Here is a 14,490-nt window from a genome sequence, read left to right on the forward strand (position 1 = left end):
CCCGGTAGGGGGTTTGGCGAAGCGACACGAAGTGCGCGAAGACTGGGGGCGAGCCCAGTTACGCGGCTTCGCGATAGAAGCCGGCGTTGTTGTTCAGCAGGCGGCCTGCAACCGGCGCCACGGCCTTGCCGATCGCCGCGATGTGGTCCGGCGTGGTGCCGCAGCAACCGCCGACGATGTTCACCAGCCCTTCGGCCGCGAACTCGTGCAGCAGCCGCGAGGTGACGTCGGGCGTCTCGTCGAAGCCGGTTTCGCTCATCGGGTTGGGCAGGCCGGCGTTCGGGTAGCAACTGATGAAAGTGTCGCCTGCCACCTTTGCCAGTTCCTGGATGTAGGGGCGCATCAGCGCCGCGCCCAGCGCGCAGTTGAGCCCCACGGCCAGCGGCTGCGCGTGGCGCACGCTGTGCCAGAACGCGGTCACCGTCTGGCCGCTCAGGATGCGGCCGGACGCGTCGGTCACGGTGCCGCTGATGATCAGCGGCAGGCGCTGGCCGCTGTTGTCGAAGTACTCGTCCACCGCGAACAGCGCGGCCTTGGCGTTGAGCGTGTCGAAGATGGTCTCGACCAGGATCACGTCGGCGCCGCCTTCGACCAGCGCCTCGGTCTGCTCGTAGTAGGCCGCGCGCAGCTGCTCGAAGTCGACATTGCGCGCTCCGGGGTCATTCACGTCGGGGCTGATGCTCGCGGTCTTGGGCGTCGGGCCCAGGGCGCCGGCCACGAAGCGCGGCTTGTCCGGCGTGCTGAACTTGTCGCAGGCGGCGCGCGCGAGCTTGGCCGATTCGAGGTTCATCTCGCGCGCGAGATGCGCCATCTTGTAGTCCTCCTGCGCGATGGTGGTCGCGCCGAAGGTGTTGGTCTCGATCAGGTCGGCGCCGGCCGCGAGGTAGCCCTCGTGGATGTCGCGGATCACGTCGGGCCGCGTGAGCGAGAGCAGCTCGTTGTTGCCCTTCACGTCACGCTCGAAGTCCTTGAAGCGCTCGCCGCGGTACTGTTCCTCGGTGAGCTTGAAGCGCTGGATCATCGTGCCCATCGCGCCGTCGAGGATGGCGATGCGCTTTTCGAGGATGCCGGGCAGGGCCTGGCCGCGGGTGTAGGTGACGGGCTTCATAGCCCCTGATTGTAGGAAGCGAGGCTGCCCTTGGCCGCTGTCGGTGCTTTAACGGCGTTCCACGAATTCCAGCACCGCCTCGATCATGCGCCGCACGTGCGGCTGCACGCCGGCCGCGACTTCGGGCAGGTAGTCGAAGGGCAGCTTCTCCTGCATATAGCTCGACTGCGTCATCTCCAGCTGCACCGCATGCACGCCAGCGGCGGGGTTGCCGTACCGGCGCGTGATGTGGCCGCCCGTGAAGCGGCCGTTGAGCACGCCGGTGTAGCCCGTGGCCGATTCGGCCGACTTGGCGATATCGAGCAGCGTGGCCGCCAGCGCCGGATCGCAGCTGGTGCCGTTGCCGGTGCCCAGGTTGAGGTCGGGCAGCTTGCCCTCGAAGAAGCGCGGCAGCACCGAGCGGATCGAGTGCGCGTCCCACAGCGCGATGGTGCCGTGCGTGGCCTTCAGGCGGTCAAGCTCGGCCTGCAGCTGCTGGTGGTACGGCCGCCAGATCGCGTCGCGCCGCGCGGCGATTTCCTCGTCGTCCGGCAAGTCGCCGCTGGACGCGTAGACGGGCGTGTCGTCGAAGGTGTCGACCGGGCACAGGCCGGTGACGCTCTGGCCCGGGTAGAGGCTGGCGCCGTCCGGCGGACGGTTCAGGTCGATCACGTAGCGCGAATGCGTGGCGACGAGCACCGAGGCGCCGAGCGCATCGGCGAAGTCGTAGAGCCGCTCGAGGTGCCAGTCGGTGTCGGGCACCTGGCGCGCCTCTTCGGTGAAGCGGGCGGCGAGCGCGGGCGGCACGTGGGTGCCGACATGCGGCATCGAGATCAGCAAGGGCCGCGTGCCCTGACGAAAGCGGAACGGGGGTTCGGTGGTGGTGAAACTCATGGGATCAATTTTCCAGAAGAAGCTGGCCGCGCGCCGCGACGAATGCGGCGGCGGCCTCGTCGTGCAAGGCATGGCGGCCCGCGGCGACGCGCGGCTGGCCGGACACCCAGACGGCATCGATGGCGGAAGTCCGGTGGCTGGCAAAGACGTGCGACGACAGCATGTCGGGCGCGGCGAGGCCCTGCAGCGCAAGCTGCGCGGCATCGAGCACGACGAAGTCGGCCTGCTGCCCCGCGGCAAGGCCGCCGATGGCCCGGCCCGATGCCTGCGCACCGCCGCTCACCGCGCCGAGCGTGAGCGCGGTGGCCACGTGCGGCTGCGCCGCATCGGCGCCGACATTGCGCTGCCGCCAAGCCAGGCGCTGGCTGTATTCGAGCATCAGCAACTCTTCCGCCGCGTTGACCGTGGCATGGCTGTCGGACCCCACGCCCCAGGCGCCGCCATGGTGGCGCCATGCCGGGAAATCGAAGATGCCGTCGCCAAGATTCGCTTCGGTGGTCGGGCACAGGCCGGCCACCGCGCCGCTCTTTGCGCCGCGCGCGTATTCGGCCGCGTCCATGTGCGTGGCATGCACCAGGCACCAGCGCCCATCGACCGGTGCGTGGTCGAGCAGCCAGGCGACCGGCCGCTGGCCGCTCCAGGCGACGCAGTCGTCGACCTCCTTGGTCTGCTCGGCAATGTGGATGTGAATGGGCGCGCCGGGGTCGATGGCTTCAAGGCCCGCAACGGCCTCGCGCAGCGCATCGGGTGGCACGGCGCGCAACGAGTGAGGCGCCAGCCCGAGCCGCGCGCCCGCTGCATCGCACGCGGGCTTCAGCGTGCCCAGCAGGCGCAGCATCGAATCGGTCGAGCGGATGAAGCGGCGCTGCCCTTCGTTGGGCGGCAGGCCGCCGAAGCCGCTGGTCTGGTACAGCACGGGCAGCAGCGTGAAGCCGATGCCCACCTTCTGCGCAGCGCGCAGCAGCGCGAGGCTCAGGGTTGCATCGTCGGCATAGGGTCGGCCGTCGGCGTCGTGGTGCACGTACTGGAACTCGCACACGCTGGTGTAGCCTGCCTCGAGCATCTCGGCATAGAGCCAGGTGGCGATGGCTTCCATGTGCTGCGGGCCCAGGCGCGCGGCAAAGCGGTACATCAGCGTGCGCCAGCTCCAGAAGCTGTCCTGCTGCTCGGCGCGGTGTTCGGTGAGGCCCGCGAAGGCGCGCTGGAAGGCGTGCGAATGCAGGTTGGGCATGCCGGGAATCACGGGGCCGTTCGCCACCTGCACGCGGGCGGCAGGCGGCGCGGCGGACTGCACCTGCGTGAGCTGGCCGGCGTCGTTCCAAGACAGCAGGACGTTCTTCGCCCAGCCTTCGGGCAGCAATGCGTCGGCCGCGAAAAGCGTTTGCGTCATGCGGCAGCTCCGACGGCGATGCGGCCTCGGCGCACGACGCTGCGCACGGGCCGCTGGCCGAACCAGTAGGCGAGCTCGGCCGCATCGCGCACGTTCCAGAGCACGAAGTTGGCGGGCATGCCTTCGGCGATCACGCCGTGCGTGGAGGACAGCCCCAGCGCGCGCGCCGCATGCACCGTGACGCCGGCCAGCGCCTCGGGCACGGTGAGGCGGAACAGCGTGCACGCCATGTTCATCATCAACAGCAGGCTCAGCGCCGGCGAGGTGCCCGGGTTGTGGTCGGTCGACACGGCCATCGGCACGCCCGCGGCGCGCAGCGCCTCGATGGGCGGCAGGTGCGTGTCGCGCAGCGTGTAGTAGGCGCCGGGCAGCAGCACGGCCACGGTGCCCGACTGGCGCATGGCCTCGATGCCTTCGGCCGACAGGTGCTCGATGTGGTCGCACGACAGCGCGCCATAGCGCGCGGCCAGTGCGGCGCCGCCCATGTCGGAGAGCTGCTCGGCATGCAGCTTGACCGGCAGGCCGAGCGCCTTCGCGGCCTTGAAGACCTGCTCTGTTTCCTCGAGCGAAAAGGCGATGCGCTCGCAGAACACGTCCACCGCGTCGACCAGCCCTTCCGCCGCGAGCGCGGGCAGCATCTGGTTGCAGACGAGGTCGATGTAGTCGCCGCTGCGGCCCGCGTATTCGGGCGGCAGCGCATGGGCGCCGAGGAAGGTGGTGCGCTCGGTGACGCCATAGGCTTTGCCCAGGCGCCGCGCCACGCGCAGCTGCTTGCGTTCGTGCTCGAGCGAAAGGCCGTAGCCCGACTTGATCTCGATGGCACAGACGCCATCGGCCAGCAGCTGTTCGAGCCGCGGCGCGGCCTCTGCGAAGAGCGTGTCTTCGTCGGCTTCGCGCGTGGCGCGCACCGACGAGACGATGCCGCCACCGGCCTTTGCCACTTCTTCATAGGTGGCGCCAGCGAGGCGCATGGCGAACTCGTTGGCGCGCTGGCCGCCGTAGACCAGATGCGTGTGGCAATCGACCAGGCCGGGCGTGACGAGCGCGCCGCCGCCGTCGTGCGGCGCGAGGGCGGCAAACTCGGAGGGCAGCGCTTCGCGGGCGCCGACCCAGCGGATCGTGCCCTCCGTGACCGCGATCGCGGCTTCGGTGTCGGCTGGCAATGCGGCGTCGGGCGCGGCACCGGGCGCCAGGCGCAGGCCGGTCCAGAGGCCGTCGGCCGATGGAAATGGGTGTGCGGATGTCATGGTTCGTCTTCCGGTTTCCACAGCTTACGCCGGGACGATGCGAACCGCAGCCAGCCGCGCGCCTTCACCTTCGGGCACGGCCTGCCATGCCTGCTCGGTGTCGGTCCAGAAGACGCCTTCACCCTCGGCGCAGGCCTCGCCGTTCAGGCGCCATGCGCCGCGAAGCACAAGCAGCACGCCGTGCGGCGCGGGCTCGACGGCCGATGCATTCGCGAGCACCCGCACGTCGGCGCGCCATTTGCCGCGCCGCGTCATGATGTTGAAATCGTTCGACGATGCGCCGCCCAGCAGCGTGCAATCGATCGCGTCATCGCCGCCGAACGCGAACGGCCGATGCGGCACGTCGAGCCGGTGGTCCACTCGCCCGTCCTGCGTGGAGAGCCGCACGCCGTCGCCCTCCAGCAGCATGATGCTGCGGTCGACGCCCGCGAAAACCGAGAACGGCCCGGCCGCCGCGATGGTCGCGATGCTTGCGCGCCAGCCGAAGCTTTCGAGCCCCGCGCCTTGGGGCCAGCTGACGATTTCCTGCGTGGTGCCGCCGCCGTTCTTCCAGGGCGTGGCCGGCAGCGCGCTGCGCGAGAAACGCTGCACGTTGTTCATGACGCATCCTCTTGCTTCTTCCCCTTCCGGGGGAGGGGAGGGAGAAATGCAAATACAGCGCCGCTCATCGCATCAACCCGCCCTGCCTCAGCTTCTGCTCGAAGTGCCGCAGGACCAGCGTCATCGTGCCCGTGAGCACGAAGTACACGAGCGCAATGGCCAGGTAGACCTCCAGCGAACGGTACGACACGCTGATGATCTTCTGCCCCTCGTGCATCACGTCGTGGATCGTCAAGAGCGACACCAGCGCCGAGTTCTTGATGAGCGCGATGAACTCGTTGCCCAGCGGCGGAATCATGCGGACCACCGCCTGCGGCAGCACGATCTCGCGCATCGCCGTGCCGGGCGTCATGCCCAGCGACTGCGCGGCCATGGTCTGGCCCTTGTCGATCGACTGGATCGCGCCGCGCACGATCTCCGACACGTACGCGCCCGAGTACACGCCCAGCCCCAGCACGCCGCACAAGAAGGCCGGCAGCAGGATGCCGAAGTGCGGCAGACCGAAGAACAAGATGAACAGCTGCACCAGCAGCGGCGTGCCGCGAATCGCCGCCACGTAGGCCGTGCACACGCCGTACAGCCAGCGTCGTTTCGGATTGAGCCGGCCGATGCCGACCAGGAGGCCCAACACGCAGCCGAGCGCGAGCGCGCAGGCGGTGATTTCCACCGTGACGAGCGCACCGCGCAGCAGGTCCGGCCAGCCCTGCCAGACCGGCGAGAAGTCGAAATCCATGAGCCGTTCTATTTATTTACTTGGCGCTGGCACTGAACCACTTGGCGACGATCTGCGCATAGGTGCCGTCGGCCTTGAGCTTCTCGATGGCGCCGTTCACGGCCTTGGTGAGTTCGGGCGTGTCCTTGCGAATGGCCATGCCGTATTCCTCGGTGGTGATCTGCTCCGGCAGCACCTTCAGGCCGCCGCGCGTGCGCACGTACTGGTAGGCGGCGGGCTTGCCGGTCACGGCGGCGTCGGCGCGGCCGATGTCCACGAGATTGAACATCTCCTGGTTCTTCTCGACTTCCATCAGCTGCACCTGCGGGAATTTTTCCTTGGTGTAGGCGACCGACTTGGTGCCCACCTGCACGCTGACCTTCTTGCCGTTGATGTCGGCCGGCGTCTTGATGGCCGCGTTGCCGTCCTTCACCATCACGACCAGCCCGCCCGCGTAATACGGCACGGTGAAATCGACGACCTTCTTGCGCTCGTCGGTGATGTAGATGGCCGACACCGCCATGTCGAAGCGCTTGGAGACCAGGCCCGGCACGAGGCCCTTGAAGTCGATGTCGATCCACTCGATCTTGCGGCCCAGCGTCTTGCCGATGGCCTCCACCAGTTCCACGTCGAAGCCCGTTCGCTTGCCGTTCTCCACGTATTCCATCGGCGGAAAGGTGGCATCGGTAGCCACGCGCAGCGGCTCGCCCTGGGCTTGCGCGGTGGCGGCAAAGCCGAAGAAGGCGAGGCTCGAGAGGGCGGCGGCGACGAGGGTGCGGCGGGTGTTCATGTGAAGGCTTCCATGGGTTGAAAAAGAAAGGCGCAGCGATGTCTACTGCAGTGCGCGGGAAATGCGAGCCGCCGTGACGACGGTCATGTGGAGCAATGCAGCTTCCGTGCCTTCGACGCGTGTGAGCGGTGCCATGAGCGTGATCGCGCCGCGCAGGCGCCGTCCCGAGGCCAGCACCGGCGCGCTCGCGCCCCACACACCGGCATCGACCTCGCCATGCGTCACGGCATGGCCGGCCTCGCGGATGGCGTCGAGTTCGGCGGCGCGCTCGGCGCGGCGCTCGGGGCTTTCGCCGAACGCGTCGAGCAAGGCGTCGCGCTGATCGAGCGGCATGTGGGCCAGCAGGCACTTGGCGCTGGCGCCGTCGCGCGCGGGCACGCTGCGGCCGCGGTCGAACGAACAGCGCAGCGACTGCTCGCTGTCGATCATCTCGAGGCACACCACGCGGTCGTTCACGGCCGTGACCAGCGCCACGCTTTCATGGCTCTGCTGTGCGAGCGCGCGCATGTCGGCGCGCGCCGCCATCACGAGGTCGGAGTTGCCGTCGAAGCCGCTCGCGAGCTGCACGCTCACCGGGCCGGGCGAATAGCGCCCGTCGGACTCCATCGCGAAGCCCCAGCGCCGCAGCATCGCGATCTGCCGGTACAGCGTGCTCTGCGAAAGGCCCGTGGCCTGCATCAGCTGCGCCGCCGACATCGCCACCTTGCTCTGCGCCAGCACCGACAGCACCAGCAGGGCGCGATCGTTGTGGGCGGAAGCTTCGGTCAGCGGTGTCATCGGGGGCAATCGCGGGGGCGTCGAAAGTGGATGCGGCGTGCAGTATCTTGCCCGCCGTTCCCACATCCAAGCGCCGATTCCCACCAAGTGGGAATGGGCGCGCTTTTTCTTTCTACCTTCGTCTTACCGCTGCAGAGGAAGGTCAGCGCACCATCGGCAGATTGAGACCCTGCTTCTTCGCCGTGGCCACGGCAATGTCATAACCCGCATCTGCATGGCGCATGACGCCGGTGGCCGGGTCGTTCCACAGCACGCGCTCGATGCGCTTGGCGGCGGCCTCGGTGCCGTCGCAGACGATGACCACGCCCGAGTGCTGCGAATAGCCCATGCCGACGCCGCCGCCATGGTGCAGGCTCACCCATGTGGCACCGCCCGCGGTGTTGAGCAGCGCGTTGAGCAGCGGCCAGTCGGAGACGGCATCGGTGCCGTCCTTCATGGCTTCGGTCTCGCGGTTGGGGCTGGCGACGGAGCCGGTGTCCAGGTGATCGCGGCCGATGACGATCGGCGCCTTGAGCTCGCCGTTCTTCACCATCTCGTTGAAGGCCAGGCCCGCGATGTGGCGCTCGCCCAGACCCAGCCAGCAGATGCGCGCGGGCAAGCCCTGGAACGCGATGCGCTCGCGCGCCATGTCGAGCCAGCGGTGCGTGTGGGTGTTCTCGGGGAACAGCTCCTTGATCTTGGCGTCGGTCTTGTAGATGTCTTCGGGGTCACCCGAGAGCGCCACCCAGCGGAACGGGCCCTTGCCTTCGCAGAACAGCGGGCGGATGTAGGCCGGTACGAAGCCCGGGAAGTCGAAGGCGTTCTTCACGCCTTCGTCGAAAGCGACCTGGCGGATGTTGTTGCCGTAGTCGACCGTGGGGATGCCCATGGCCTGGAAGTCCAGCATGGCCTGCACGTGCACGGCACACGACTTGGCGGCCGCGGTCTTGAGCGCATCGTGCTGCGACGGGTCCTTCATCGCAGCCTGCCATTGCGCAACGCTCCAGCCCGAAGGCAGGTAGCCGTTGATCAGGTCGTGCGCGGAGGTCTGGTCGGTCACGAGGTCGGGCTTGAGTCCGCCGGCCTTCGCGCGCTTCACCAGCTCGGGGAGGATGTCGGCCGCGTTGCCGAGCAGCGCGATCGACACGGCTTCCTTCGCGTCGCGGTGCTGTTGGATGAGTTCGAGCGCGTGGTCGATGTCGCGCGCCTGCTTGTCGACGTAGCGCGTGCGCAGGCGAAAGTCGATGCTGGTCTGCTGACACTCGATGTTGAGCGACACCGCACCCGCCAGCGTGGCCGCGAGCGGCTGCGCGCCGCCCATGCCGCCGAGGCCGGCCGTGAGGATCCACTTGCCCGCGAGGCTGTTGTTGTAGTGCTGGCGGCCGGCTTCGACAAAAGTCTCGAAGGTGCCCTGCACGATGCCCTGGCTGCCGATGTAGATCCAGCTGCCCGCCGTCATCTGGCCGTACATGAAGAGGCCCTGGCGGTCGAGCTCGTTGAAGTGCTCCCAGTTGGCCCATTTCGGCACGAGATTCGAATTGGCGAGCAGCACGCGCGGCGCGTTCTCGTGCGTCTTGAACACGCCCACCGGCTTGCCCGACTGGATGAGCAGCGTCTCGTCGTCGTTGAGTTCCTTCAGCGATGCCAGGATCTGGTCGTAGCAGGCCCAGTTGCGCGCGGCGCGGCCGATGCCGCCGTACACCACGAGGTCTTGCGGGCGCTCGGCCACCTCGGCGTCGAGGTTGTTCTGCAGCATGCGGAACGGCGCCTCGGTGAGCCAGCTCTTGCAGTTGAGCGTGCTGCCGCGCGGAGCGCGGATCACGCGCGTGGGATCGTGGCGCGGATCGGCGGCGTCGGGGTTGTTCAGGGCGAATTTTTCCGGAGCGTTCATGGCGTGGTTCTCCTCAATCGGAATGTCGGTTCTTACGAATGGCTGGGCAGGATGTTCAGCAGCGCGGCCGGCAGCTCGGCCTTCAGCGCCCATTGGCGCATGGCTTCGATGTCGGGCGCGAGGTAGCGGTCGCGTTCGAGGAAGGCGACCTTCTGGCGGATGTTGGCGAATTCGGCTTCGACCAGCGGCGAGCTCTTGAGCTTTCGCTTCAACTCGATACCTTGCGCGGCGGCCATGGCTTCGATGCCCACGACCACCGCCGTGTTGTTGACCATGTCGCCCAGGCGGCGCGCCGCGAAGGTGGCCATCGACACATGGTCTTCCTGGTTGGCCGAGGTGGGGAGGCTGTCGACGCTGGCGGGATGCGCGAGCGACTTGTTCTCCGACGCAAGGGCAGCGGCCGTGACCTGCGCGATCATGAAGCCCGAATTCAGGCCGCCGTCGTGCACCAGGAACGGCGGCAGGCCCGAAAGGCCGGTGTCGAGCAAGAGCGCGATGCGGCGTTCTGCGATGGCGCCGACTTCGCTCACGGCCAGCGCGATGATGTCGGCCGCGAAGGCCACCGGCTCGGCGTGGAAGTTGCCGCCCGAGATCACTTCGCCGGTGTCGCAGAACACCAGCGGGTTGTCCGATGCGGCATTGGCTTCGATCACCAGCACGCGCGCGGCATGGGCGAGGTTGTCGAGGCAGGCGCCCATCACCTGCGGGATGCAGCGCACCGAATACGGGTCTTGCACGCGGCCGCAATCGGCATGCGACGGCACGATCTCGCTGCCTTCGAGCAGCGTGCGCACGGCACCGGCCACCGCGATCTGTCCCGGCTGGCCGCGCGCCGCATGAATGCGCGCATCGAAAGGCTTGATCGAACCCTGGATGGCTTCGAGCGATAGCGCGCCCGACATCAAGGCCGAAGCGAACACGTCTTCGGCGCCGAACAGGCCTGCGAGTGCGAGCGCAGTCGACACCTGCGTGCCGTTGAGCAGCGCCAGGCCTTCCTTGGGGCCGAGCACGAAGGGCTCGAGGCCGACGAGGCGCATGGCCTCGGCGCCGCTGATCACGGCGCCGTCGGCCGTGGTGGCCTCGCCCTCGCCGATGAGCACGCAGGCCATGTGAGCGAGCGGCGCGAGGTCGCCCGAGGCGCCCACCGAGCCCTTGCACGGAATGCGCGGCATGACGCCCGCATTGAACAAGGCCAGCAGCGCATCGACCAGTGCGGGCCGCACGCCGGAGTGGCCGCGCGCCAGGCTCACGGCCTTGGTGGCCAGCACCATGCGCACGACAGGCGCGGTCAGCGCCTCGCCTGTGCCCACGCTGTGCGAGAGCACGAGGTTGCGCTGCAGGTCGGCCAGGTGGTCGTTGCCGATGCGCGTGCTCGCGAGCTTGCCGAAGCCGGTGTTGATGCCGTACACCACCTGGTCGTTGTCGACGATGTGGCGCACCGCCGCTTCGGCGCGCGCCATGCCTTCCTGCACCGAGGGGTCGAGCGCCAGCCGCACGCCACCGGCCTGGATGCGGCGCAGCATCGCGAGGTCCACCGTGCCGGGCGTGAGGGTCAGGGTGGTGGTGGTGGTGTGATGGCTTGTTGGCATGTGAACCTGTCTATACAAGTGGTTGCGAGAGAAAACGTAAGTCGTTAAGGACAAAAACTCAACCGAAAGATGGATTGCCGTCGGCTTTGAAGCGGCTGCCCAGGCTGTAGCGCGACGCGGGATGCAGGCAGCGCACCCAGGTGACCGGCGTGTTGCGCGTCCAGGTGCGGCGCGTGAGCAGCAGGCAGGGATCGGTGGGCTCCATCGCGAGCCGGCTCGCCTGCTCCGCAGTGGGCAGCACGGCATCGACGACGTGTTCGATCTGGTCGAAGGGCACGTTGCGCACCAGGTACTCGCTGGGCGGTACGGCGGCAAAATCCTGCTCGAGGAAATCGGGCACGACCTGCGGATTGACGTAGCGCTCTTCGAGCTGCACCGGCGTGTCGTTCTCCAGATGCAGGCAGACGCTGTGGAACACCGAGGTGCCCGCGCGCATGTCGAGCCAGGCCGCCACGTCGGGCGATGCGGAAACGCGCTCCACCGCGAGCATCTCGCAGCGATAGTCGTGGCCTCGCTGGCGGATTTCGCTCGCGATGTTGGCAATCTGCAGCAGCGTGGACTGCGGCTTGTTCTCGGCCACGAAACTGCCGACGCCGGCCATGCGCACGATGCGGCCCTGCTCCATCAGCTCGCGCAGCGCGCGGTTCACCGTCATGCGCGAGATGCCGAACTGCGCCACCAGTTCGCTCTCGGACGGCAGGCGGTGGCCGGCCGGCCAGGTACCGTCCTGGATCTTGCGGGAGATGTGATCCTTGACTTGCGCATAGAGCGCGAGGGACGGCAAGTCGCGTTTCATGTCAGTGCTCGGCCGCGGCCATCGACTCGGCGCGGATTTCTTCCGTCAGCTGCGCCTTGATGTCCATGAACTCGGGCGAGGTCTTGATCGTGTAGCTGCGCGGATGCGGAAAGTCCACCGCGATCTCGGTCTTGATGCGGCCGGGCCGCGCGCTGAACACCGCCACGCGGTTGGCCATGAAGATCGCCTCGTCGATGTCGTGCGTGACGAACAGCACCGTCTTGCGCGCCGACTCCCAGATGCCGAGCAGCAGTTCCTGCATCAGCACGCGGGTCTGGTTGTCGAGCGCGCCGAAGGGCTCGTCGAGCAGCAGCATCTTGGGGTCGTTGGCGAGCGCGCGCGCAATCGCGGTGCGCTGCTGCATGCCGCCCGAGAGCTGCTTCGGAAAGTGGTTCTCGAAGCCGCGCAGGCCCACCTTGGCGATGAAGAATTCGCTGCGCTCCTTCTGGTCGGCTTCGCTCATGCCGCGCTCGCGCAGGCCGAAGCGGATGTTCTGCGCCACCGTGAGCCACGGGAACAGCGTGTAGCTCTGGAACACCACGCCGCGGTCGGCGCCCGGGCCTTCGATGCGCTCGCCGTCGAGCAGCACCTGGCCGGTGGTCGGGAAGTCGAGCCCCGCGACGATGCGCAGCAGCGTCGACTTGCCGCAGCCCGAAGGGCCGAGGATGGTGACGAAGTCGTTCTCGCGCACCTCGAAGTCAATGGGCAGAAGCGCCTGCGTGCTCTGTCCCTTGGTGCCGGTGAAGACGCGCGAGACGCCCTGGATGGAAAGCTGCTTGTTCGTCATCAGAGTGCCGCCCATGCAAAGAGACGGCGGTTGAGCGCCTTGAAAGCGAAGTCGGACACGAGGCCAATGACGCCGATCACGATGATCCCGAAGATGATCTGCCCGGTGTTGAGCAGGGCCTGGCTGTCGGTGATCATGTGGCCGATGCCCGACGAGGAGCCGATGAGCTCCGCCACGATCACGTAGGTCCAGGCCCAGCCGAGCACGAGGCGCAGCGTTTCGGCAATGCCGGGCGCGGCACCCGGAATGAGCACGCGCGCCACGATGCCGCGGCTCTTGGCGCCCAGCGTGTAGGCCGCCTCGACGAGGTCGCGCCGCGCGCCACCCACGGTCACGGCCACCATCAGCACGATCTGGAAGAAGGAGCCGATGAAGATCACCAGCAGCTTCTGCATTTCGCCGAGGCCCGCCCACAGGATGAGCAGCGGAATGAATGCGGACGCCGGCAGGTAGCGGCAGAACGAGACGAAGGGCTCGAAGAAGGCCTCCACGGCCTTCCATGTGCCCATGGCAATGCCGAGCGGCACCGCCAGCACGGCCGCCAGCAGGAAGCCGCCGAACACGCGCCACACGGTCATGCCCACGTCGCCGATGAAGCCGAACTCGGCGAAGAGCATCCAGCCTTCCTTGAGCATGGTCAACGGGCTGGCAAGGAAGGTCGGCGGCACGAAGCCGCCGAGCGTGGCGATGGACCACACGAGCACGAAGGCCACGAAGAAGGCCAGCCCGAGCACCACGCGGGCGCGCCCGCTGATGGGCTCGAGCGGCGCGAGCGAACGGCGCCGCGCGGGCGCGGCGGCCTGGGAGGGAACGGCCGGCGCAGGCGCCGCCGTGCGCGGCTGCACCTGCGGCAGGGCCTTACTTGACGAAGCTTGCATCGAAGGTGGCCGCGTAGTCTTCAGGGGCCTTGCGGATCACGCCGGCCTCCAGCAGGATGGGCGTGGCTTCCTTCATGAAGCTGGTGAGTTCGCCCGCAAAGAACTTCTGGTTGGCCGCCTTGTCCTGCCAACGCAGGTAGGCCGACGACTTGGCGAACTGCTCGCCGGTCTGCTTCACGGCCGAGCCCATGAGCTCGTTGGCCTTGGCCGGGTCGGCCTTGATCATGTCGAGCGCCTCGAAGTACGACTGCGTGAGCGCCTGCGCGGCCTTGGCATTGGCCTTGAGCCAGGTGGGCGCGCAGCCCACGGTGTCCATCACCATCGGGTAGTCGAGGGTGGTGGCCAGGATCTTGCCGGCGGTGGGGTTGGCGCGCACGGTCGACAGGTAGGGCTCGTAGGTCATGGCGGCGTCGTTCTGGCCGGCCACGAAGGCCTGGGCGGCGGGCTGCGGCTCGAGCGACACCACCTTCACGTCCTTCAGCGTCATGCCGTTCTTGTTGAGCATCCAGGCCAGGCCGAAATAGGGCGCCGTGCCAGGCGCGCTCACGCCGATGGTCTTGCCCTTGAGGTCGGCGAAGCTCTTCACGTCGTTGCGCACCGCGAGGCCGTCGGCGCCGTAGGACTTGTCCATCTGGAAGATCTGCACGATGGGCACGCCGTTGGCGTTCCAGGCCACGTGCGTCTCCACCGTGGTGGCCGCGCACTGGATGGCGCCCGAGGCCAGCGCCAGGTGGCGGTCCTTCTGCGGAATCATCTTGAGTTCGACGTCCAGGCCGTTCTTCTTGAAGATGCCGGCCTTGTCGGCCAGCGAGAGCGGCGCGAAACCGGTCCAGCCGGACATGCCCAGCGCGATCTTGGTTTCCTGCGCGGCGGCCGTTCCGGCCATGCCCGCTGCACATGCGCCTGCTGCCAGCAGGGAGGCGATTTTCACAACTACCGTCTTGACCATGGGTACTCCTGGTTCTGTTCTTTGGGAAAAAGCTCGGCGATGCGCTCCGGTGTCCGGGCTGCACGAACCTCGCATTGTTGCCAAGCGCCCCAACTTGTATATACAGGATAACCCGGAAGTACCT

Annotated in this window: 14 protein-coding genes; all 14 read right to left on the reverse strand. The window is 67.8% G+C overall.

The features are described from left to right. Positions 1-58: 58 nt before the first annotated feature. Complete coding sequence (locus ACAM55_RS23625; protein WP_369653851.1) at positions 59-1,108, reverse strand: homocysteine S-methyltransferase family protein; 1,050 nt, start codon at positions 1,106-1,108, stop codon at positions 59-61. Between the two features lie 48 nt (positions 1,109-1,156). After that, entirely contained in the window at positions 1,157-1,981 is an 825-nt protein-coding gene (hutG, locus tag ACAM55_RS23630; RefSeq protein WP_369653852.1) for an N-formylglutamate deformylase, read from the reverse strand. A gap of 4 nt (positions 1,982-1,985) precedes the next feature. Next, a complete protein-coding gene (locus ACAM55_RS23635) occupies positions 1,986-3,371 on the reverse strand; it encodes a formimidoylglutamate deiminase (protein WP_369653853.1) in 1,386 nt (461 codons plus the stop codon). Continuing rightward, positions 3,368-4,618 (reverse strand): imidazolonepropionase, encoded by a 1,251-nt coding sequence (hutI, locus tag ACAM55_RS23640; RefSeq protein ID WP_369653854.1) that lies wholly within the window; start codon positions 4,616-4,618, stop codon positions 3,368-3,370. Before hutI ends, ACAM55_RS23635 begins: the two co-directional genes overlap by 4 nt. Positions 4,619-4,642: 24 nt before the next feature. After that, a complete protein-coding gene (locus tag ACAM55_RS23645; protein ID WP_369653855.1) occupies positions 4,643-5,218 on the reverse strand; it encodes a HutD family protein in 576 nt (191 codons plus the stop codon). A 64-nt stretch (positions 5,219-5,282) separates the two neighbouring features. Continuing rightward, the gene (locus ACAM55_RS23650) at positions 5,283-5,951 is read right to left on the reverse strand and encodes an amino acid ABC transporter permease (protein WP_124961348.1); all 669 of its coding nucleotides are present in this window, start codon (positions 5,949-5,951) and stop codon (positions 5,283-5,285) included. A 16-nt stretch (positions 5,952-5,967) separates the two neighbouring features. Next, complete coding sequence (locus ACAM55_RS23655) at positions 5,968-6,720, reverse strand: transporter substrate-binding domain-containing protein (RefSeq protein WP_369653856.1); 753 nt, start codon at positions 6,718-6,720, stop codon at positions 5,968-5,970. A 42-nt stretch (positions 6,721-6,762) separates the two neighbouring features. Continuing rightward, positions 6,763-7,497: an IclR family transcriptional regulator gene (locus ACAM55_RS23660; protein ID WP_369653857.1), complete on the reverse strand. Its 735-nt coding sequence runs from the start codon at positions 7,495-7,497 to the stop codon at positions 6,763-6,765. 142 nt (positions 7,498-7,639) lie between these two features. Continuing rightward, a complete protein-coding gene (hutU, locus tag ACAM55_RS23665) occupies positions 7,640-9,367 on the reverse strand; it encodes a urocanate hydratase (protein ID WP_369653858.1) in 1,728 nt (575 codons plus the stop codon). Between the two features lie 32 nt (positions 9,368-9,399). Beyond that, a complete protein-coding gene (gene hutH, locus ACAM55_RS23670; RefSeq protein WP_369653859.1) occupies positions 9,400-10,956 on the reverse strand; it encodes a histidine ammonia-lyase in 1,557 nt (518 codons plus the stop codon). A 58-nt stretch (positions 10,957-11,014) separates the two neighbouring features. Beyond that, entirely contained in the window at positions 11,015-11,752 is a 738-nt protein-coding gene (gene hutC / locus ACAM55_RS23675; RefSeq protein ID WP_369653860.1) for a histidine utilization repressor, read from the reverse strand. A 1-nt stretch (position 11,753) separates the two neighbouring features. Continuing rightward, entirely contained in the window at positions 11,754-12,539 is a 786-nt protein-coding gene (locus ACAM55_RS23680) for an ABC transporter ATP-binding protein (RefSeq protein ID WP_369653861.1), read from the reverse strand. After that, complete coding sequence (locus ACAM55_RS23685) at positions 12,539-13,417, reverse strand: ABC transporter permease (protein ID WP_369653862.1); 879 nt, start codon at positions 13,415-13,417, stop codon at positions 12,539-12,541. Before ACAM55_RS23685 ends, ACAM55_RS23680 begins: the two co-directional genes overlap by 1 nt. Further along, on the reverse strand, positions 13,398-14,366 hold the full coding sequence (locus ACAM55_RS23690; RefSeq protein ID WP_369653863.1) for an ABC transporter substrate-binding protein: 969 nt from the start codon (positions 14,364-14,366) through the stop codon (positions 13,398-13,400). The genes ACAM55_RS23685 and ACAM55_RS23690 overlap by 20 nt, the downstream gene beginning before the upstream one ends. Positions 14,367-14,490: the final 124 nt, after the last annotated feature.

It is taken from the genome of Variovorax sp. V213 (genome assembly GCF_041154455.1).
Taxonomy (GTDB): Bacteria; Pseudomonadota; Gammaproteobacteria; order Burkholderiales; family Burkholderiaceae_C; genus Variovorax.